General features: G+C 39.1%; 19 protein-coding genes and 1 other RNA gene. 5 read left to right on the forward strand and 15 right to left on the reverse strand.

The window, feature by feature from the left end:
• Positions 1 to 52: 52 nt before the first annotated feature.
• On the reverse strand, positions 53 to 2,203 hold the full coding sequence (locus OMHG_RS00900; protein ID WP_010647462.1) for a copper-translocating P-type ATPase: 2,151 nt from the start codon (positions 2,201 to 2,203) through the stop codon (positions 53 to 55).
• Positions 2,204 to 2,428: 225 nt separating this feature from the next.
• Here OMHG_RS00900 and OMHG_RS00905 point away from each other — a divergent pair, with 225 nt between their 5' ends.
• Entirely contained in the window at positions 2,429 to 2,755 is a 327-nt protein-coding gene (locus tag OMHG_RS00905) for a four-helix bundle copper-binding protein (protein WP_010647464.1), read from the forward strand.
• Between the two features lie 78 nt (positions 2,756 to 2,833).
• Here OMHG_RS00905 and OMHG_RS00910 read toward each other — a convergent pair whose 3' ends face one another.
• The 5 genes from OMHG_RS00910 to OMHG_RS00930 all read right to left on the reverse strand — a co-directional run bounded on the left by OMHG_RS00910 (position 2,834) and on the right by OMHG_RS00930 (position 6,871).
• Positions 2,834 to 3,505 carry a response regulator transcription factor gene (locus OMHG_RS00910; RefSeq protein WP_010647467.1) on the reverse strand — a complete coding sequence of 224 codons (672 nt, stop codon included), beginning with the start codon at positions 3,503 to 3,505 and terminating at the stop codon, positions 2,834 to 2,836.
• Positions 3,498 to 4,526, reverse strand: coding sequence for a sensor histidine kinase (locus tag OMHG_RS00915; RefSeq protein WP_315969448.1), 1,029 nt, complete (start codon positions 4,524 to 4,526; stop codon positions 3,498 to 3,500). Before OMHG_RS00915 ends, OMHG_RS00910 begins: the two co-directional genes overlap by 8 nt.
• Positions 4,505 to 4,885, reverse strand: coding sequence for a hypothetical protein (locus tag OMHG_RS19305; protein WP_315969449.1), 381 nt, complete (start codon positions 4,883 to 4,885; stop codon positions 4,505 to 4,507). Before OMHG_RS19305 ends, OMHG_RS00915 begins: the two co-directional genes overlap by 22 nt.
• Before the next feature lie 752 nt (positions 4,886 to 5,637).
• On the reverse strand, positions 5,638 to 6,546 hold the full coding sequence (locus OMHG_RS00925; RefSeq protein WP_010647471.1) for a F510_1955 family glycosylhydrolase: 909 nt from the start codon (positions 6,544 to 6,546) through the stop codon (positions 5,638 to 5,640).
• Positions 6,547 to 6,670: 124 nt separating this feature from the next.
• A complete protein-coding gene (locus tag OMHG_RS00930; protein ID WP_010647473.1) occupies positions 6,671 to 6,871 on the reverse strand; it encodes an SHOCT domain-containing protein in 201 nt (66 codons plus the stop codon).
• Between the two features lie 196 nt (positions 6,872 to 7,067).
• Here OMHG_RS00930 and OMHG_RS00935 point away from each other — a divergent pair, with 196 nt between their 5' ends.
• Together OMHG_RS00935 and OMHG_RS00940 are read left to right on the forward strand one after the other, a co-directional pair.
• On the forward strand, positions 7,068 to 7,688 hold the full coding sequence (locus OMHG_RS00935) for a YdhK family protein (protein ID WP_010647475.1): 621 nt from the start codon (positions 7,068 to 7,070) through the stop codon (positions 7,686 to 7,688).
• Positions 7,689 to 7,844: 156 nt separating this feature from the next.
• On the forward strand, positions 7,845 to 8,195 hold the full coding sequence (locus OMHG_RS00940; protein ID WP_010647476.1) for a hypothetical protein: 351 nt from the start codon (positions 7,845 to 7,847) through the stop codon (positions 8,193 to 8,195).
• 261 nt (positions 8,196 to 8,456) lie between these two features.
• Here OMHG_RS00940 and ssrA read toward each other — a convergent pair.
• The 6 genes from ssrA to secG form a co-directional block, all read right to left on the reverse strand.
• Positions 8,457 to 8,819: a transfer-messenger RNA gene (gene ssrA, locus OMHG_RS17670) on the reverse strand.
• A gap of 109 nt (positions 8,820 to 8,928) precedes the next feature.
• Positions 8,929 to 9,396, reverse strand: coding sequence for an SsrA-binding protein SmpB (gene smpB, locus OMHG_RS00945; protein ID WP_010647478.1), 468 nt, complete (start codon positions 9,394 to 9,396; stop codon positions 8,929 to 8,931).
• A gap of 72 nt (positions 9,397 to 9,468) precedes the next feature.
• Positions 9,469 to 10,275, reverse strand: a complete 807-nt coding sequence (gene zupT / locus OMHG_RS00950) for a zinc transporter ZupT (protein ID WP_010647480.1) — start codon at positions 10,273 to 10,275, stop codon at positions 9,469 to 9,471.
• A 317-nt stretch (positions 10,276 to 10,592) separates the two neighbouring features.
• Positions 10,593 to 12,803, reverse strand: coding sequence for a ribonuclease R (rnr, locus tag OMHG_RS00955; RefSeq protein ID WP_010647482.1), 2,211 nt, complete (start codon positions 12,801 to 12,803; stop codon positions 10,593 to 10,595).
• A 48-nt stretch (positions 12,804 to 12,851) separates the two neighbouring features.
• Positions 12,852 to 13,598 (reverse strand): alpha/beta hydrolase, encoded by a 747-nt coding sequence (locus OMHG_RS00960; protein WP_010647483.1) that lies wholly within the window; start codon positions 13,596 to 13,598, stop codon positions 12,852 to 12,854.
• A 111-nt stretch (positions 13,599 to 13,709) separates the two neighbouring features.
• Positions 13,710 to 13,943 (reverse strand): preprotein translocase subunit SecG, encoded by a 234-nt coding sequence (gene secG, locus OMHG_RS00965; RefSeq protein ID WP_010647484.1) that lies wholly within the window; start codon positions 13,941 to 13,943, stop codon positions 13,710 to 13,712.
• A gap of 166 nt (positions 13,944 to 14,109) precedes the next feature.
• Here secG and OMHG_RS00970 point away from each other — a divergent pair, with 166 nt between their 5' ends.
• Both OMHG_RS00970 and ptsP read left to right on the forward strand, forming a co-directional pair.
• The gene (locus OMHG_RS00970) at positions 14,110 to 15,024 is read left to right on the forward strand and encodes an alpha/beta hydrolase (protein WP_010647485.1); all 915 of its coding nucleotides are present in this window, start codon (positions 14,110 to 14,112) and stop codon (positions 15,022 to 15,024) included.
• Between the two features lie 95 nt (positions 15,025 to 15,119).
• A complete protein-coding gene (gene ptsP, locus OMHG_RS00975) occupies positions 15,120 to 16,832 on the forward strand; it encodes a phosphoenolpyruvate--protein phosphotransferase (protein ID WP_010647487.1) in 1,713 nt (570 codons plus the stop codon).
• Between the two features lie 126 nt (positions 16,833 to 16,958).
• Here ptsP and OMHG_RS00980 read toward each other — a convergent pair whose 3' ends face one another.
• The 3 genes from OMHG_RS00980 to OMHG_RS18670 form a co-directional block, all read right to left on the reverse strand.
• The gene (locus OMHG_RS00980; protein WP_010647489.1) at positions 16,959 to 17,537 is read right to left on the reverse strand and encodes a nitroreductase family protein; all 579 of its coding nucleotides are present in this window, start codon (positions 17,535 to 17,537) and stop codon (positions 16,959 to 16,961) included.
• A gap of 71 nt (positions 17,538 to 17,608) precedes the next feature.
• Positions 17,609 to 18,577 carry a nucleoside hydrolase gene (locus tag OMHG_RS00985; protein ID WP_010647491.1) on the reverse strand — a complete coding sequence of 323 codons (969 nt, stop codon included), beginning with the start codon at positions 18,575 to 18,577 and terminating at the stop codon, positions 17,609 to 17,611.
• Positions 18,578 to 18,792: 215 nt separating this feature from the next.
• Positions 18,793 to 18,990, reverse strand: coding sequence for a hypothetical protein (locus OMHG_RS18670; protein ID WP_010647493.1), 198 nt, complete (start codon positions 18,988 to 18,990; stop codon positions 18,793 to 18,795).
• Positions 18,991 to 19,607 lie beyond the last annotated feature (617 nt).

Genomic DNA, 19,607 nt, shown 5'->3' on the forward strand with positions numbered 1-19,607 from the left:
CAGTAAAAAGACTAAGCAGGAATTCTGCTTAGTCAATGAAAACCATTTTAGTTTAATCAATCTTCAACAATTGTGCATTAATTGCAACAATAATCGTACTCAATGACATCAGAACAGCTCCAATAGCTGGTGTTATCAGTATGCCTGCAAAATATAACACGCCCGCAGCCAAAGGAATGGCTATAATGTTGTAACCCGCAGCCCATGCCAGATTTTGAACCATTTTTTTGTAACTTGCTTTCGATAATTTGAAAATATTCAAGATATCTACCGGGTTACTGTTTACCAGCACAACATCCGCCGTCTCGATTGCAACGTCTGTACCTGCACCAATGGCAATACCTAAATCTGCCTCTGCCAGGGCGGGCGCATCATTGATCCCATCACCAATCATGGCAACCTTCCTGCCGCCTTCCTTAAGTCTTTTCACATTATCAGATTTTTCATGCGGCAGAACTTCCGCAATCACTTTTGACATTCCAAGTTTTTCCCCTACATAATTTGCAACGCGGTTATTGTCTCCAGTCATCATCACGGTTTCGATACCACGATTATTTAATTCCTCTATAACCTTATAGGATGATTCGCGGATGATATCAGCCAGCGCAATCATTCCTTGCAAGTCGTTATCCTTTAATACAAAAACAACCGTTTTACCTTGCTGGGCCAATTTCTCATATGTTTTAACATCAAATGATATATTATTAGCTTGCATGGCACCAGGACTGATAACTGCGATTTCTGTTCCGTTCACTTTAGCTGTTAGTCCTTTACCGGTTAAGTTTCTATAATCCGTTACCTCATAAAGTTCTAGTTCTAGTTCTTTTCCTTCTTTAACAATTCCTCTCGCAATTGGGTGATCAGACTGTGTCTCTACCGAATATGCCAGTTTCATTAAGTCTTCTTCAGTAACATCATTACTTGGGTGAATGTCTGTTACACCAAAGTTCCCTTCTGTCAGGGTTCCCGTTTTATCAAACACCACACGGTCTAGTTTCCAGGCGCTTTCAAATGGCGTACGGTTACGAATTAATAATCCCTTTTTGGCAGCAATTGAAGTAGATCTAGAAGTAACCAGGGGTGTTGCCAAACCGAGTGCGTGCGGACAGGCGATAATCAAAACGGTAACCATTCTCTCTAATGCAAATTCAAAGTCACCTGTTGTGGTCCAGTAAGCGATAGTTAAGATTCCCGAAACAACTGCCACATAAAATAACCATTTGGCTGCAATATCTGCAAATCCCTGTGCTTTCGATTTCGTTTTTTCTGCATCGCTTACCAACTTGATAACTTGGGATAAATAGGTATCATTACCGGTTTTGTTAACCTTAATTTTTAATACGCCTTCCTCATTGACGGCTCCACCAATTGCTTCCATTCCAGGAGCCTTTTCTACCGGAACTGATTCTCCAGTCAACATGGATTCATCGACTGTTGATTCCCCTTCAAAGATTTCACCATCAAGTGGTATCTTTTCCCCTGATTTCACTAGGATATGGTCTTCAGGCTGCAATTCTTCAACAGATACCTCTACAATATTTCCAGATGCATCAATCTTATGTGCCTCTTTTGGCATCAGCTTAATTAACTCTTCGAGCGCTTTTGAAGCCCCCATTAACGATTTCATCTCTAACCAGTGACCCACTAGCATAATGACAATCAAGGTGGCAAGCTCAAAGAAAAAGTCGCTACCTTCTATAAAGAAGGCTGTTAAAGAACTATAAACATAAGCAGTAACAATTGCTAGTGAAATTAACAGCATCATCCCTGGTGCTTTTGCTTTCAATTCATCCCAGGCACCAATTAAAAACGGTTTGCCTCCATACAAAAAGACAATAGTGGAAAGTAAGAATAACAACAGTGTATTACCTGTGAAATTTACTTCATATTCTAAAAGCATTCGAATCATCGGTGACAAGTAAGTTATGGGTATAGACAATACTAAGGAAATCCAAAAACGTTTTTTAAAATCTCCTACCATGAGCTCGTGATGACCGGGATGCCCTCCTCCATGTCCATGGTGATCATGTCCACTGTGGTCATGAGATGAGTGGATAGGGTGTTCATGACCTTCAAGTTCATTATGATGACCTTGTTTATTGTGCTCCGCTCCTCCCTGGTTACTGTCATTGGTTTTATGACTAGGATTTTCGTGCCCAGTGTGCTCACTGTGACTGTGTTTATTATCATGATGTGTCGCCATTGCTATCAATCCTCTCAATATATACTTATAAGTTGTGCAATAAGTGTTCTTGTTATTATAAACATATCATACGATACCCCTGTATGGTATATGGTAAACTAGGGATATTGTTAAGAAACTGTGCATTTTCTATGGAGTTATCAGAAATTAGTTTATTAGAGTGAAGAGTTGGAAATTGTATATCCGTAGGATAAACAATACAACTAATTCAGGAGGTTTTACAAAATGTCACACGAACAACATAAGGAACTAATCCAGTCGTTACATGAATGTGCCGCAGCTTGTAATTATTGTTACGATGCATGTCTGAAAGAGGAAGATGTCAAAATGATGGCCGAGTGCATCCGATTGGACAGAGAGTGTGCAGATATTTGCAGTTACTTAGAACATGCTCTCTCAAGAAACACACCCTTTGTTTCCGAATTAGCATCAGTTTGCGCTAAAATTTGTGAGGCATGTGGAAATGAATGCAAAAAGCATGACCAAGACCATTGTCAAAAATGTGCGGATGCCTGTTTTAAATGTGCCGAAGCACGCAAAAATGTTGCTTAAGAGCTTTCATTATGTAGTAAAAAATTTCTCGAGCAGGCAGGATACCTGCTTGAGAAATTTTTTATCAAATAAGTTAGTTCATCTGTTAATCCACTTATATCCGATTCCCCAAACCGTTTTAAAATACTCACCGATGGGAAAACCAACTTGACGAATCTTTTCCCGTACATTTCTAACATGTGAGTCTACTGTTCGTCCTTCTGTTTCTGAATTTATCCCCCATACCAAATCAATTAACTGATCCCTGGAAAAGACCCGCTCCGGATTTTTCATTAAAACTCCAATCATGGAAAATTCTTTTGGTGTTAATTTAATCGGTTCATTTTTATAAGAAAGCTCAAATCGATCTTCGTTCCATAACAATCCATTTACTTCAATCTGACTAGCTGGTTTTATTCTTCGCAACAGTGCATCCATTCTCGCTACTAATTCTTCCTCATTAAAAGGTTTCGTAATATAATCATCTGCACCCAGTTTCAGCCCTTTCACGATATCTTCCTTCTGTTCCCGCGCAGTGACCATAATAATCGGCACTTCAGAAAAACGCCTTATTTCCTTACAAAGCTCCCACCCGTTCATTTCCGGCATCATAATATCAAGCAGAATGACGTCAAACTTCTCTACTTTTATATAGGACAGAGCCTCTTTAGCTCCCAGCGCTTTTTGACACTGATAATGATGTGGCTTCAAATACAATGCCAATAAATCCAACATCCGTTTTTCATCATCGATTAATAACACTTTATTCATTACAATCACCTACCAACAGCTTTATGATAAAACTAGTCCCTTCGCCCAGTTTACTTCTAACCTCAATCGTACCACCATGGAACTCCACGATTTCTTTTGCAATCGTTAATCCCAGACCAGTTCCACCACTCAATCTTGATCTTGATTTTTCCACACGGTATAAACGTTCAAATATAAAAGGCAAGTCTTCTTCGGGGATCCCTTTGCCTTCATCCGAAATTATCGTTATAATTTCACGTTTATTTTGAGATACTTCTAATGAAATTCGCTTCCCTTGAGGGGTATGTTTTTTTGCATTATCCAATATATTCAATAGCACTTGTTGAATTCTTTCAGGATCAACATGTGCAATGATATGGCTTGGACAGCGAACGGAAAATGTAATGTTCTTTTCCTCAAATACGGGTCGGATACGTTCGGTAATCGTATGGATTAGTTTTCCAAACTCGATATCCTCTTTATTTATAGTGAACTTATTCTGATCCATTTTTGCCAGCTCCAATAAATTTTTAATTAGTATGGCCAATTGTTCGGTTTCTTCTCGAATGATTTCAATATACTCATTTCTCTCGTTATCTGATATGTCACCTCGGCTTATTATATCTGCATATCCTTTCAGATAGGTTAACGGAGTTCGGAGTTCATGCGAGATACTGGCCAGGAATTCATTCCTCTCTTTTTTTAATCGCTCCAAGTCATCCGATAACTTCGTAATCGAAGCTGCCAATTCTCCCAGTTCATCTCTACGATCAGTGTGTAGCTCCACCTTATGTCTACCTTTACTTAGTTGTTCCGTTGCTTCCTTCATTTTAACCAATGGTTTTGTAATCAGTCTGGAAAGGATAAAAACTGTAATAATTGTTAGAATAATTGTGACAAATCCTATAAATACAAATTGGTCACTTAAGTGATTAACAATTCTTTTAATATTATTGGTATCAGCGAACATAAATACGTGCCCTTGATGTTCCTCATTTATCGTAATGGGACTATCTGTAGCTATATATTTTTTTCCGGCCAACGTTCTTCCAATACTTTACCCTCATTAGGCATTTGGTTATAATCCGTGTGTTCTATAACATCCATCATTTCCTCTTCAATTGGATCCGAATTGATGATGACGTTTCCTGTGGCATCTGTAATCATGACAGCAAAATCTGATTCGGACTCCATTATAGCAACATGTTCTAATGTGGATTGGTTATAATTTTCCTCCAATATGGCACTATGTGTGTTGCCACGAGCCAATAGGTTATTCATTACTTCCTCAATCCGTTCGTTTGCCAGGTTTGTATATAGAACAAAATACAGGAAGGTCTCGATAATCAAGATAAATACAAAAAATAGAAGACCAATTTTCAAAGATAGTTTATTTAACATAAATGACCCCTTTATTATCACTAGGTTAGTGCATATAATATATCGATTATGAGAAGTATAGCGCCAGTGATTCTTTAGGTTATTGCACCAATTTTCCTGATTTTCATTAAAATTGATCACTTGCTCCAAAATACCAAATTTAAAAAATGACTACCAGCAACTGAAGCGACGACGTTCCTAAGCCAAATACAGGTGATAGAACAAAACCATTAGATGTTTCGAATACAGGCATCAAGGTAGATATAAACAACACAAATATGGTGGGAATGTGAAACTTATTCCCCTCAAATAGCTACCTAAGTAACTACCTTTTTAACTTATTAAAAAGAATTTTAAAAATTGACCAGGTTTTCTTCGAATCCCACCATTTATAGACCAATAAGAATAAGTAGCCGTCGATTGCTTTTCTTAAGATAGAGAACATCTGTGTTAATCTACTATATACTTCTTGTCCTATCAGCCAAATAATTATCCCAATTATATAAAAACACACCTATCTTGCCTAAAATAAACAAAAAACATGTAACCACGGAACCTTGTCCACTAACGATTTATCACCATATATGGTGATTGCACTTATATTAATGGTTCGGTGGTAGGGTGCAATGGCTCCAATTACTCCTAGGAAGAACGCAAACAGAAAGAGCAGATGTTCAAAGCCATATGCAATTTGTTGAAGTTGTCCACTTAATGTACTACTAATTAAATTAAATAGGCCAAACACAATTGGTTCAAGCACTATCTATTACCTCTTATTTAACTAGGCCACTCTCTAGAATTTGTACCCATGATTCAGAACCCTCTTCTGTTAAATAAGCGTTCCCTTTTTTGGTATAAATAGCTAAATGGTTTTCATCATTTGGATTTTGTGCAATATAGACCGGTCCATCTTCTATTAATTCTGGTAAATTTAATTTTTCTTCTTCTTCAATTTCGACATTATATTTTATAAGTTTTGGATTTAAACTATAGCTTGCATAATATAAACTTTCATTATTAAAGAATACAGCTGTCCCAACATTATTTCCATCTGTTAAGACTTGAAAATTCTCCCCACCGTCTTTTGATAGATAGATTCCAGTTGAACTGGCTGCTGCAATAAAACTTGAATTGGATGGATGAATCGCTACTGATAGAATCTCACCTAAAAAACCATTTGCGCTTACATTTTCCCTCGTCTCTCCTTCGTCAGAACTTCTGTAAAATCCCTGGTCTAATTCAGAGTTTTTTGCAGGGCTCATCAGAAAAATATCATGACTGTTATATCCTACTGCCATGGCATGAAAGTCGGTTTCACCCTCAAATTTAAGTTGCTCTAGTGTCCTGCCCCCATCGAAACTACGCTGAATACCGATTGGATTCGACAAATCGGAATCCTCTCCCGGATGTCCTGAAGTATAGAAGCCTTCGTCTACTGCATTAAAGCCCATATAGTCATTAAAATTTTTAGTTGTTTCATGCCATTTATCATCATCGAATATTTTCAAGCCAGTATGGGTAGCAAAATACAATCCTTTGTCTTTACCAGCATAGCCCATGCCATGAACATGATCTATACTTCCTTCAAAAGCGACTTCAAAAGCTTCCTCTTGATTACTACTGCAACCTGTTATAAATATACCTGTGATAATTGTTACAATAATTATTTTCTTTTTCATCATTATTAAATTTGTCCCCCAAAATCAGCAACTATAAAAATCTCCAAAATGAAGGTTAACTTTTCTATAGTTTAATAAAAAAGCACCTATTTTTTGGCAAATATTCTTTACCGGTATATACTCATTCTTAAAGAATTGATTTTAATCGTTCATATTCCTTCTCATCTATTTCCCCACGTACAAATCTTTCTTTTAAAACTTTTTTGACATTTCGCTGTCCATGATTTACGTTTTTTACTAAGAAACCACCCAGAATAATTAAACCCAGCCAAACAATGATCATACAAATCAAAGGCCAGACTGAACTATAACCATACATAAAATGCATTTTGTCACCTTCTTTTTCACAGCTAACAATAAGTATATAGGAAATTAATCAAGAAAGTTTGCAGAAGCTCACTCATAAATTACTCTTTGCTAATGACTTCTTCAAATAATTCTTCTCTTTGTAATGAAATCTGCAATTAAACTGCATACTTTTAGGGTAGAGTACTGATGAAATAAAAAGATGGAGGGTATTAAAAATGAAAAGAAATATAATTATAATAGGACTTGTTTCTATGATTACAGTATTTTTATTATCAGCTTGTACTGGTGAGACAGATGAAAACACGGATACAGAAACAGATTCCAACACACAAGAGGAAATGGATAAGGAAACAGAATCTGATTCAAATGAAGATATGGAAGGTATGGACCACTCAGGGATGAATATGTCTGGCAGTGGTGAAGTTCCTGAAGATTTAGAAGAAGCAACAAATCCTACTTATGAAGTTGGAAGTCAAGCAGTTATAGAATCGGACCATATGAAAGGTATGAAAGGTGCTGAAGCAACAATCGCTGGTGCATATGATACGACTGTCTACACCGTTTCATATACACCTACAAACGGGGGAGAAGAAGTGACTGATCACAAATGGGTCATACATGAAGAATTAGAAGGTACTGGTGAAGCTCCGTTAGAACCTGGTACGGAAGTAACCCTAAATGCAGATCATATGGAAGGAATGGATGGAGCTACAGCTGAAATTGATTCAGCTGAAAAAACAACAGTGTATATGGTTGATTTCGTCCCAACTACCGGGGGAGAAGAAGTGACAAACCATAAATGGGTAACAGAAAGTGAATTATCAACCGTTGAGTAAAATATCCAATAATTTAAAGAGCTTATTCAAAATTGAATAAGCTCTTTAAGCTTTAAATATAGTTAATTAACTCCTAAAGGCCGTATTGTTCAGTAAGTTCTTTTTACTACTTTTCCTACATACAATATTCTTATATTTTATCAAAGGAGAATGTGGATGTTTCAGTACAAAGTAAAGTGCTTATTTCCAAAAGATATTAACCCAAGTAAAGACATATATTTAGGAGAAACTTCAGTGCAGATTGAAGGGTTTCATGGATACCCAAGTATCCACCTTGTAAAATCGTATATGTTAGCCGATGGCCACGATATTGAACATGATACAGGAAGCTACTATCATATTTTCCATTTCAAAGCTGGAACTACCGCTATAAACTTTAATCAAAGAGAGTTCGACCAAGTTCACAAATTTATTCGGTTAAATAATCATTGGAATATATTTTATCAAGACCATAAAGGCGATATTCCTATACCTATTCCAAAAGAAAATTTCTTGAGCTCTCTATGAGTTCAATTCCAAAATCCCTTATCAAGTTACTTCTTTGATAGGTTGATTTATAAACCCAATTTCACAAAGTTCCTAAATTAATTTATCCAAGATTTTATCGCCAGCTAAGATATACAGCTAAAGACTCTACTCAGTAGTTCGCTTAAACTCTGAGAATTTTTTAAGCAAAAAACTGTCACTTTTATTTTTAAGCATAAGAATGTTAATGTGACAAACTTATGCTTAAAATCACACACTGATATATCACCACTTAACTTATGTAAGTGGAGACGGTGGGAATCGAACCCACGTCCAGAGATATCGGCACTCAGGCTTCTACACGCATAGTTGGTATATTATCATTCACTCGCACGTCAGCCTACCAACAGGCTTCAGTGGAGCTAGTCTGATTCGGTTCAACTGCTATCCTCAGACGGTGGATGTCAGTATAGCCCGCTTAAAGTTGAGACCCTTCGATCTGCCCCACGGGCGAGCGCAGGAAGGATCCTTTAGTGCTACTTACGCAGCTGCTAAAGAGTAATTGTTTTCTTTGCCAGTTATATTTAGGCGAGTAACGTTTTACGAGCCGTAACCTCGACGTGCAACCCGAGCTCAAACTATCCCTGTCGAATCCGTAACGTCCCCAGAAAAAAGGAGAAACGCTCCGTTAATTTGAGCATTATTAAATTACTTACATTTTCTATTATAACAGAAATCCATTAAATTTCAAGGCTTGGAAGGATGTACAAGCCCTCTATCTCATATGATCTTTAATGGCACGATCCACTTCACGCTTCATTTGTTTTTGTTTCAGGTCTTCGCGCTTATCGTATTTTTTCTTCCCTTTTCCTAATCCAATCAGCACTTTGGCATACCCATTCTTTATATAGATTTTCAATGGAACAAGTGCATAGCCCTGCTGTTGGGTCAGGCCAATTAGCTTATCGATTTCTTTACGATGCAGGAGGAGTTTGCGGGATCGGGTCGGATCATGATTGAAGCGATTCCCTTGCTCATATTCAGCAATATGCAAATTGATTAGCTGAACTTCCCCGCGTCTGTCTATTCTTGCATGGGAATCCTTCAAATTCACACGGCCATTTCTAAGAGACTTAATCTCTGTTCCCTGTAATACAATTCCTGCTTCAAATGTTTCTTCAATAAAGTAATCATGTGATGCTTTTTTATTCTGTGTAATGGTTTTACCATGTCCTTTTGGCATAACTGTTCCTCCTACTGCTTACCGTTACCATAGATATCTATTTTACCAAAGATTACGGCTCTTTCCAATCGATTAGGCCATGAGCAGTAAACTCAATGCCATGATGCCCATTCCGGTCATCACACCATAGATGGATAGATGTGCCTCATCATATCTTTTTGCTGCCGGCAGCAATTCATCCAATGAGATAAAAATCATAATTCCAGCGACCATAGCGAATATAATACCGAATAACGCATCACTGAGAAATGGCATTAAAATCAGGAAAGCAACGATTGCTCCAACAGGTTCAGCAAGCCCCGAAAGAAAGGAGAGCTTGAATGCTTTCTTTTTATCGCCTGTTGCGTAATAGATTGGAACCGATACAGCAATTCCTTCCGGGATATTGTGAATTGCCACCGCAATAGCGATTGCAAAGCCAATTGTTGGGTCTTGTAATGCCGATATAAAGGTTGCAATCCCTTCTGGAAAATTATGAATTGCCAGTGCGAGCGCTGTAAACATTCCCATCTTCATTAGTGCAGGATCATTAAGAGGCGTTTTCGGTTCCTCCATGTCCTCCACTTTTTTCACTTCATGCGGGTTGGTATATTTAGGGATGAATTTGTCAATCAAGCCAATCAGCACCATCCCGGCAAAAAAGCCAATCACGGTATACCAATAGCCTTGGGTCTCTCCCATCGAAGAACTCAGTGCATCTTTTGCCTTGAAAAATATTTCCACCATGGATACGTAAATCATCACTCCAGCAGATAGCCCTAAAGCAAATGACAGAAATTTAGTATTCGTTGTTTTCGCGAAAAAAGCCAGCAAACTGCCAACACCTGTTGCAAGCCCTGCAAATAAAGTCAACAGGAAAGCAAATAAAACATCATTCATTCAAATTCCTCCAAACATATTTTAATTTTTAACATTTTTATTTAACAGCCTGAAAGTAATTTATTATTACGATTATTTAATAAGTAGTTTATAGGACAATTAGTTAGATGTCAACAATAAGTTTTCCCTAGTGCAACTTTTTTATAAAATATATATATGCGCCCATATAAGATTTGATACCTAAAAAAACAAAAGTACTTCTTCCTAAGGGTTGTTGCTAATTCGTCTTACAATAAACAAAACCTGCGGCATAACTAAAAGTAATGGCGTGTTAAAACCTTCATTGCAAAAAAAATAAACCAATCAAAGTGATTGGTTTATTTTCTCGTTTTTTTCTTCTTCGATTTGCTTCGGTTCGGCTGGAAATCTTTCTTGGGCAGATTGTTTCTCCGTTTGTTCCTTGTCTTCGGAACGCCTGCCAATTCAAAGTCAACGGTATATTCATCGGTGTTAACACCGACTACCTTTACCTCTACTTCCTCACCAATCCGGTAGATATTGGCCGTACGCTCACCAATCAATGCATGGCTCCGTTCATCGAAATGGTAATAATCATCGGTTAAGTAACTTACGTGGACAAGACCTTCAATCGTGTTCTCCAGTTCAATAAACATACCGAAGTTGGTAACAGAACTGATGACACCTTTATATTCCTCTCCGATTTTATCCTTCATAAATTCTGCTTTTTTCAGATCATCGGTATCACGCTCAGCATCTACCGCCCTGCGCTCCCTTTCCGATGTATGCCGTGCTATCTCAGGAAGCTTATCTTTCCATTGGCCAGTCGTTTTCTTGTCGATTTGATTATTAATTAGATAGGTCCTAATCAGACGGTGGACAATTAGGTCAGGATACCTCCTGATCGGTGATGTGAAATGTGTATAAAACTCTGTTGCCAAACCAAAGTGACCGATGCCTTGCGGGTCATATTTCGCCTGTTTCATGGAGCGAAGCATGAGCTTGGAGACAATCATTTCCTCCGGTTCTCCCTTGATTGATTCCAAAACCTTTTGGAGTGCCTGTGGGTGCACTTCATTTGCTGTTCCTTTTACAGAAATGCCTAACCCCGCAAGAAAATCAAAGAATTTCTCAAGCTTTCCTTCGTCAGGATCTTCGTGAATGCGGTGAATAAATGGTACATCCATCCAATGGAAATGCTCTGCTACCGTCTCATTTGCCGCAAGCATAAACTCCTCAATCAAGCGCTCTGCAACTCCCCGTTCACGTACAACAACATCCGTCGGCTTACCTGTGTCGTCAACAAGGACTTTCGCTTCCTTGAAATCGAAATCAATCGCACCACGCCCGAAACGCTTGTTACGAAGAATTTCAGCAAGCTTTTCCATCTGTTCAAACATTGGCACCAGTGCCTTATATTTCTCAAGGACTTCTTCATCTTTATCCACTAAAATTTTATTAACGTCACTATATGTCATTCGTTCGGTTGTTTTGATCACACTTTGGAAGATTTCATGATTGACTACCTGTCCAGCTGGATTAATCTCCATCTCACATCCCAGTGTCAATCTGTCCACTTTAGGATTCAACGAACAGATGCCATTCGATAGGCGATGCGGAATCATTGGAATTACTCTGTCGACCAGGTAGACACTTGTTCCCCGCTCAAATGCCTCGTTATCGATTGGAGAACCTTCTTCCACATAATAACTGACATCAGCGATATAGACACCGAGCTTGTAATTACCATTATCAAGCTTTTTAACTGTGACCGCGTCATCGAGGTCTTTTGCATCGGCCCCGTCAATGGTAACGACTACTTCGTCACGTATATCGCGTCGTCCCTGCAGTTCTTCCTCTGCAATGGTCTCCGATACACTTGTTGCCTGCTGCAGTACATCCTCAGGAAAATCAATGGTTATGCCATGTTTATAGATAATCGAAAGGATATCAATTCCCGGATCATTTTTATGACCAAGAATATGGATGATTTCCCCTTCTGCACTCTTTCTTCCTTCTGGATATTTTGTAAGACGTGCAATTACTTTATGCCCGCTGACTGCTCCATGTGCAGCACCCTTTGGAATAAAGATATCATTAGGAATGCGCTTATCATCAGCGATGACAAAGCCAAACGAACGGTTATCCTCAAACGTACCAACAACTTGTATGACGGCACGCTCCAGTATTCGGATGACTTTTCCTTCTGGTCTGTTGCCATCCGCATCGGTTTTTTCAAGCCTGACAAGAACCTTATCATTATTCATTGCAGAAGCCAGGTCGTTTGCGTGTATATAAACATCCTTTGCTTCCGTATCATCGGGAATTAGAAAGGCAAATCCCTTCGCGTGCATCTGGACCTTTCCTTTAACAAGATTCATTTTATCAGGCAAACCAAAACGGTTTTTACGCGTCCGGACAAGCTCTCCCTCAAGTTCAAGATCGTTCAGTGCTTTAACAAGCTCCTTGAAATCCAATGCATCATCAATCTCAAATTCCTTTTCAATTTCGTCTACTGCAAGCGGTTTAGTTCCGCTTTCTTTAAAAAATTCAATTATTTTATCTTTCATATGCCCACCTCTTTCTTAATTATTCTTTGCCTTTTTGATTAAATATAATCATACCTTCCAGTCTAAACTCTCCAGAAAGCGATAAATATCTTCATATAATTGTTCTTTTTCTTTATCCAATGTAATGACATGGGTTGATTCTTCATACCATTTGATTTCTTTTACATCCGATTCAATGTTTTCGTAAATATATGTCGCGCTCTCCGTATTGATGATCTGGTCATTTCTGGCTTGTACAACAAATACCGGTGTATAAATCGTATCCACATTATCTTTCACATCTGTAATGGTTTTGCTTAATTCAACAAATAGCTCTTTGGAATTCTCATCAAGTGCCGCTACTTCCTCATTGATGGCGGACACATCTTTTTGTTCAAGCTGCTTGTATTCCTTTGCAAACTGTTTAAATGCTTTTTTCAGCTGGGTTTCGTTATCGAAAAACATCGGCGCACACATTGGTATCATTGCTTTAATATTCGCTGAGTAAGCGAGTTTCAATCCAAAAACGCCGCCAAGCGAAAGCCCTGCTACAGCAATTTCGTCGTAACCAAGCTCTTTCAAATACTGAAATCCTTGCTGTACATCTTCCCACCATTGATCAGGATTAGTCGAAATCAATTCTTCTGGCGGCAAGCCATGTCCTCTGTATATGGGAGCATGTGTCGTATACCCCTTTTTCTCCAGAAACCTTCCGAGCATCCGTACATCTGCAGAATGGCCGGTAAAGCCATGCAATAATAATACCGCACGTGGTCCTGCTTCAAAAGTAAATGGCTGTGGTTGTTTTATTTTCATTAGACTGCATCTCCTTACACGATCCTAATATTACTCTACCCCATATGTATAACTATACAACATATTATATTAAAAAACCCTTATCACAAAATCGTGATAAGGGATTAGTTTCTATTGTAATACATATGCACTTAGAAAAGCCAACACGAAAAACAGAATACCCGTAATAACCGTGCCACGGTGTAAGATCAAATCAGCCCCGCGCGCTTTTTGTTTTCCGAATAACTGTTCCGCACCACCGGAGATTGCTCCCGATAGTCCTGCACTCTTTCCTGACTGCAATAGCACAAAAGCTATCATAATAATTGCATCAATCACTAATAATACATGAACTAGACCTTCCATGTTCCACGATACCTCCTGTATCCGACAAATACCTACTAATTACTTTATCATAATTTGGTTTTGATTAGCAAGTTAAATCTTCATATTATTCTATCTTAGATTTGGAATAAGCCTGAAATAAGGTTTATTATATAGGAAGAGATTAAATTTCTGGGAGAGGTGCTGAATGGACAATACATTTTGGCTCACAACGTCTGATGATGTGGAAATCTTTGTAAAGAAATGGTACAGCATAACCAAGAAACCAAAGGCAATTATCCAGCTTGCACATGGAATGGCTGAACATATTGGCCGGTATGATACTTTCGCAAATTATTTGACTGAACAAGGATTCCTGGTGTTCGGCAATGATCATCGTGGTCACGGCAGGACTGGTGAAAGGCAGGGAATTCAAGGTTATTTTGCCGATGAAAATGGCTTCCATAAGACGGCAGAGGATCTATATGAAGTAACAAAGCATATCAGGCAGGATGACAGCGAAACTCCGATCTATATAATTGGCCATAGTATGGGATCTTTTTTAGTAAGAAACTATATCCAGGCCCATAGTGATATCATCAGCGGTGCTGTACTGTCGGGAACTGGCTTTTATCCAAAAGCAGTTTCATTGGCAGGAAAAGGAATTGCCTCCATGCTGCCACCGAAACAAGCATCAAAACTGATGAATCATCTTGCATTCAGCAGCAATAATCATAAAATAAAAGAACGCAAAAATGGGTTTGAATGGTTAACAAGGGATGAGTCCATTCTGGAAACATACATGAACGACCCTTTTACAGGCTTTATCCCGACAGGACGGTTTTTCTATGACCTGTTGACAGGGATTCTTACCATGCAGAGCAAAAAGCAGAACAAATACATACGAAAAGATCTTCCGCTGCTGCTGATTAGTGGTGATGCAGACCCAATAGGAAACTATGCCAAAGGTGTCTGGAAAACAGCCAACTTATATAAAAAGTCCGGTCTGCAGAACGTTTCCGTGATGCTTTATACCGATGGCCGGCATGAATTGCTGAATGAAATCAATCGGGAGGAAGTATTTGAATCGATCATTAAATGGATAAATCATCAATTACTTTAAGTGATTCACTTGCATGAAAGTATACATCTGTTTAGAATAAAGAAGTACAGACAAATAGGTAAATAACCCCCTCATAGAAAGGATGCCCTCAAGAAATGAAAAAAATAGAAGGAATTGCTGCATCAACTGGAATAGCTATTGCTAAAGTATATGAATTAAAAGCACCAGATTTATCATTTGAAAGTGTTACTATAGATAATCCTGACCAGGAAATTGCCCGTCTTGAAGAAGCCCTTAAGATTTCCAGACAGGAATTAGAAAAAATTAAAGAGCATACGAAAAAAGAAATCGGTGACGAACATGCCGAAATTTTTTCCGCTCACTTACTAGTACTTAGCGATCCAGAACTCATCAATCCGATGAAGGAAAAAATAAATAGCGAAAACGTGAATGCCGAGGCAGCGTTGGATGCGGTAGCAACCATGTTTATCGATATGTTTAAAAATATGGATAATGAATATATGCGCGAACGTGCTGCTGACATTCAGGATGTTACCAAAAGGGTAATGGCACATTTGCTTGGAGCACATTTCCCTGATCCGGCACTGATCAATGAACAAGTTATCGTAATTGCCAATGACCTTACTCCATCTGATACCGCGCAATTAAACCGCGAATTTGTGAAAGGGTTTGCGACCGATATCGGAGGACGTACATCGCACTCTGCAATCATGGCAAGATCACTGGAAATTCCTGCTGTTGTAGGGACAAAAGACATTACAGCTTCTGTTTCAGCAGATGATACCATCATCATAGACGGTCTGGAAGGAATTGTCATCGTCAATCCGACTGATGAGGAATTGGAATCCTATCACAAAAAGCAAGAGGCATTTGCTGCCCAGCAAGCTGAATGGGGAAAATTAAAGGATGAACCAACTTTTTCAAGTGATGGTGAACAGGTGGAGCTCGTTGCGAATATTGGAACACCGAATGATGTCGAAGGTGTGCTGAATAATGGCGGTGAAGGAATCGGTCTTTACCGTACTGAATTCCTGTATATGGGTAAATCAGAACTCCCAAGCGAAGAAGAGCAATATGAAGCATATAAATCCGTTCTTGAGCAAATGGGGGACAAACCTGTTGTGGTAAGAACATTGGATGTCGGTGGAGATAAAGAGCTTAGCTACTTGGATCTACCAAAAGAACTCAATCCGTTCCTAGGCTACCGCGCCATCCGTTTCTGTCTGGAAAATGAGCATGTATTCCGTCCGCAATTGCGTGCATTGTTACGTGCAAGTGCACACGGTAATTTAAAAATCATGTTCCCGATGATTGCAACATTAGAAGAATTCCGTCAGGCAAAAGCCCTTCTTATGGACGAAAAGGAAGCTTTGAAAGCCGATGGGGTGAAAGTATCCGATGATATCGAAGTTGGTATCATGGTGGAAATCCCTTCTACAGCGGTCATTGCAAGACAGTTCGCCAAGGAAGTTGACTTCTTCAGTATTGGTACGAACGATTTGATCCAATACACAATGGCGGCAGACAGAATGAATGAACAGGTTTCCTATCTATATCAACCATACCACCCAGCCATTTTAAACCTTGTCAATAACGTAATCGAAGCGGCACACAAGGAAGGAAAATGGGCAGGTATGTGTGGTGAAATGGCAGGAGATTCGATTGCCATCCCAATTCTGCTTGGACTTGGACTAGATGAGTTCAGCATGAGTGCAACATCCGTTTTACCGGCGAGAACACAAATTCTTGGCCTATCCAAAAAAGAAATGAGTTCCTTCAAGGAACAGCTTCTTTCCATGGGAACAGCAGAAGAAGTCGTCGCTTTCATTAAAGAAAAAACCGAATAATCATCATCAAAAAAGGCTCACAGTCCTCCTAGGACCGTGAGCCTTTTTAGGTGCCTGTCACTTCCCGAATTTTGTCGAATCCATTTATACAGCAGCCTCTCCTCCTCTTGCCTATCGTTACTATTTTCAGGATTTAATAATTTCCAGTTTCTCATCTATGGGTGTTCTGCCTTTATTCCGGGAAATTGCTTCAGGATAGCCGATTTGCAGTACGCCCACAATCTTCATCCTCTCTCCGTCCAATCCAATGTCTCTCAGGAATTCTGCATCATGCGTATATGGGGTGATTGTCCAAAGCATGCCTACTCCATATTCCCATGCGGCCAGCTGGCAATTCTGAATAAAGGCTGAAACAGAGGCATATTCTTCTTCGTAGCGAATTGGATCCTCCTCTCTTTCAAAATAAATGACTGCATGGTGAGGAATATTCATTAAAAATTCCTTCATAGATTTAATCATTTGCAATGTTTTAGGCTCGTTGTTATCTTTGACCATGCCAATTCTCTGATAGCTTGCCATAACTGCGTCTATAAAAAATTTCTTCCCGTCTTCCTGATACATTTTAATTCTCCACGATTCTTTCATATAATGGGTCGGGGCAAACGAACCATATGTAAATATTTGCTCTAGTATGTCATGATCTACTTCATGCTTCTTAAAACTATGAATTGATCGGCGTTCTCTAATTGTTTTCAGTATATCCATTAGTATCCAGCACCTCCACATGATTAAAGAGTACAGCTATATTATATATGCTCTACTCTTTATGTTCATCCTTATTCAAATCGATTTCCGGACATTACCGTCATGAACTTCATATAAAAATTCGAATAATCAAGTCCAAATGCTATCCGATGATTTTTTATATCCTGTTCTTCCTCTTCTTCCAGATTACTGAATGGCCGAATATCTGCAATACTCTGTCCTCGCTCTGTACCTGCTATTGCCTGAATGATAGTAACTGGCAAATTTTGATAAGTAAACATATTTTCATTCTCGACCGCCATAATGGTAAGGACATCATGCATGGGACTGCCAAGGATATTAGGATTTCTGTTTTTATAAAAATTATAATAATAATCGATCATCGGCTTTACAATATCCACGTTTCCTACCTGGTCAATATAATCGACCATTTCTGGTGTAACAATTGCCTGTTCCGTCACATTTAGCGGAATAATCGTTAAATTATTCGCTTGTGTCAATACAATTTGCGCTGCAACCGGATCACCGTGAAAATTAGCCTCCGAAACGGCTGTAATATTGCCAGGCACCCAAAATGCCCCACCCATGACATAGATACCCTGTACTCTGCTCATTAAATCCGGATAGAGCAGAAACATCGTTGCCAGCGATGTCAATCTGCCTACACTAACAATTATTACTTCTTCCTCGTTTTCCCTTATAATATTGACAATGTCAAAAAAATTCTCACTGACTCCATTCCCGCCATCCTCCGGCGGAATGATTGGACCCAGACCATATTCTCCGTGAATTTCGGGCACGGTTTCAGGAAATTCACTTGTCATGGGAATTTCTGCACCAGCTATAATCGGAACACTTAATTCATCATAATTGAGAACGTCGGCTAAATAATATATCGCCCGCAATGCATTTTCCCTTAAGAGGTTTCCATAATCAGCCACAATGCCGATAATTTCCACTTCTTCGCTTAACGATGCATAAATCAATGCAATAATATCGTCTATTCCGATGTCACCAAACAATAGTACCTTTTGAGCCAAGCAGTCGCCCTCCCCTAAACATTTTATGTTTCTATAACATATGGTCAGGACAGACCTGAGGTGCAGAAAGCTGTAATATCAGCTGCAGGCTTCTCTAATGGTAAACTCGGTACAATTTCACACTAAATCTATAACTGTTTATATATCTTTTTGATATTCATATATGGTAGCGCCCTTTTTAGTAAGAGAGGCTCTCTTATTAAGTATTGTTGTTTCTACAAAATGCATTTGATAGATTCTGCAACATAACAGCAACTGCCAATTTCCGCTCCGGGCAGTCGCTTTCCGCGGCGGGCGCTCACAGCTTCCTCAGAAGCAAGCCCGGCTTCTTGCGTTATCTTCAGCTGTTGCTTTTCCTCCTGTACTTCCTTGGCTTCTATCAGCCATCTCAAATTATTTATGGATTTATTCAATAAAGAAGGCAGTCAGTAAACCCGATAACTGCTTCGGCCGATTTCCGCTCCGGGCAGTCGCTTTCCGCGGCGGGCGCTCTCAGCTTCCTCGGAAGAAACCCACTTCCTGCGGGATCTTCAGCCGTTGCTTTTCCCGCTGGAGTCGACTGCCCTATGCTCCAATCAATCAGCTTCATAATCGAATATCAGTAATTTGATTCAGAAAACCAAATCTTAGCGGAGGAAATACACGAAGACTCCTGCGAGCCCGCGGAAAGCGCAGTTTATTTCCGGAGCGAGGATAAAGCATATCATCAACTTACATCGAATCGAATATCAGTAAATTGATTCAGAAAGCCAAATCTTAGCAGAGGAAATACACGGAGACTCCTTGAAATTGCATTCACAATTTCTGCGTGCGATGTCTTGCTGACGCTGACTTCCTTGTCCAGGGGGGAAAGTGAAATGTTATTCCGGAGCGGAGATAAAGCACATCATCAAATTACGTCATGATATATCTTTTATGTAAGAACAAAATCTTCGAAAAACTTCTCAATAAAAAGTCTTCTAGAATCTATTTGAGAACTAAAGACCATTCTATATAAGCTTTTGACAATAGTGCGAACTGCAACTAAAAA

Source organism: Oceanobacillus massiliensis str. N'diop (genome assembly GCF_000285495.1).
Lineage (GTDB): Bacteria > Bacillota > Bacilli > Bacillales > Amphibacillaceae > Oceanobacillus > Oceanobacillus massiliensis.

Coding starts and splice junctions, on each gene's coding strand:
- OMHG_RS00940 (WP_010647476.1), top strand. CDS start 7,845: ATGTTTCAGTACAAAGTAAAGTGCTTATTTCCAAAAGATATTAACCCA.
- OMHG_RS00910 (WP_010647467.1), bottom strand. CDS start 3,505: ATGAATAAAGTGTTATTAATCGATGATGAAAAACGGATGTTGGATTTA.
- OMHG_RS00970 (WP_010647485.1), top strand. CDS start 14,110: ATGGACAATACATTTTGGCTCACAACGTCTGATGATGTGGAAATCTTT.
- OMHG_RS00900 (WP_010647462.1), bottom strand. CDS start 2,203: ATGGCGACACATCATGATAATAAACACAGTCACAGTGAGCACACTGGG.
- secG (WP_010647484.1), bottom strand. CDS start 13,943: ATGGAAGGTCTAGTTCATGTATTATTAGTGATTGATGCAATTATTATG.
- rnr (WP_010647482.1), bottom strand. CDS start 12,803: ATGAAAGATAAAATAATTGAATTTTTTAAAGAAAGCGGAACTAAACCG.
- zupT (WP_010647480.1), bottom strand. CDS start 10,275: ATGAATGATGTTTTATTTGCTTTCCTGTTGACTTTATTTGCAGGGCTT.
- OMHG_RS00960 (WP_010647483.1), bottom strand. CDS start 13,598: ATGAAAATAAAACAACCACAGCCATTTACTTTTGAAGCAGGACCACGT.
- OMHG_RS19305 (WP_315969449.1), bottom strand. CDS start 4,885: ATGTTAAATAAACTATCTTTGAAAATTGGTCTTCTATTTTTTGTATTT.
- OMHG_RS00925 (WP_010647471.1), bottom strand. CDS start 6,546: ATGATGAAAAAGAAAATAATTATTGTAACAATTATCACAGGTATATTT.
- smpB (WP_010647478.1), bottom strand. CDS start 9,396: ATGCCAAAAGGACATGGTAAAACCATTACACAGAATAAAAAAGCATCA.
- OMHG_RS00980 (WP_010647489.1), bottom strand. CDS start 17,537: ATGGATATACTGAAAACAATTAGAGAACGCCGATCAATTCATAGTTTT.
- ptsP (WP_010647487.1), top strand. CDS start 15,120: ATGAAAAAAATAGAAGGAATTGCTGCATCAACTGGAATAGCTATTGCT.
- OMHG_RS00905 (WP_010647464.1), top strand. CDS start 2,429: ATGTCACACGAACAACATAAGGAACTAATCCAGTCGTTACATGAATGT.
- OMHG_RS00930 (WP_010647473.1), bottom strand. CDS start 6,871: ATGCATTTTATGTATGGTTATAGTTCAGTCTGGCCTTTGATTTGTATG.
- OMHG_RS00935 (WP_010647475.1), top strand. CDS start 7,068: ATGAAAAGAAATATAATTATAATAGGACTTGTTTCTATGATTACAGTA.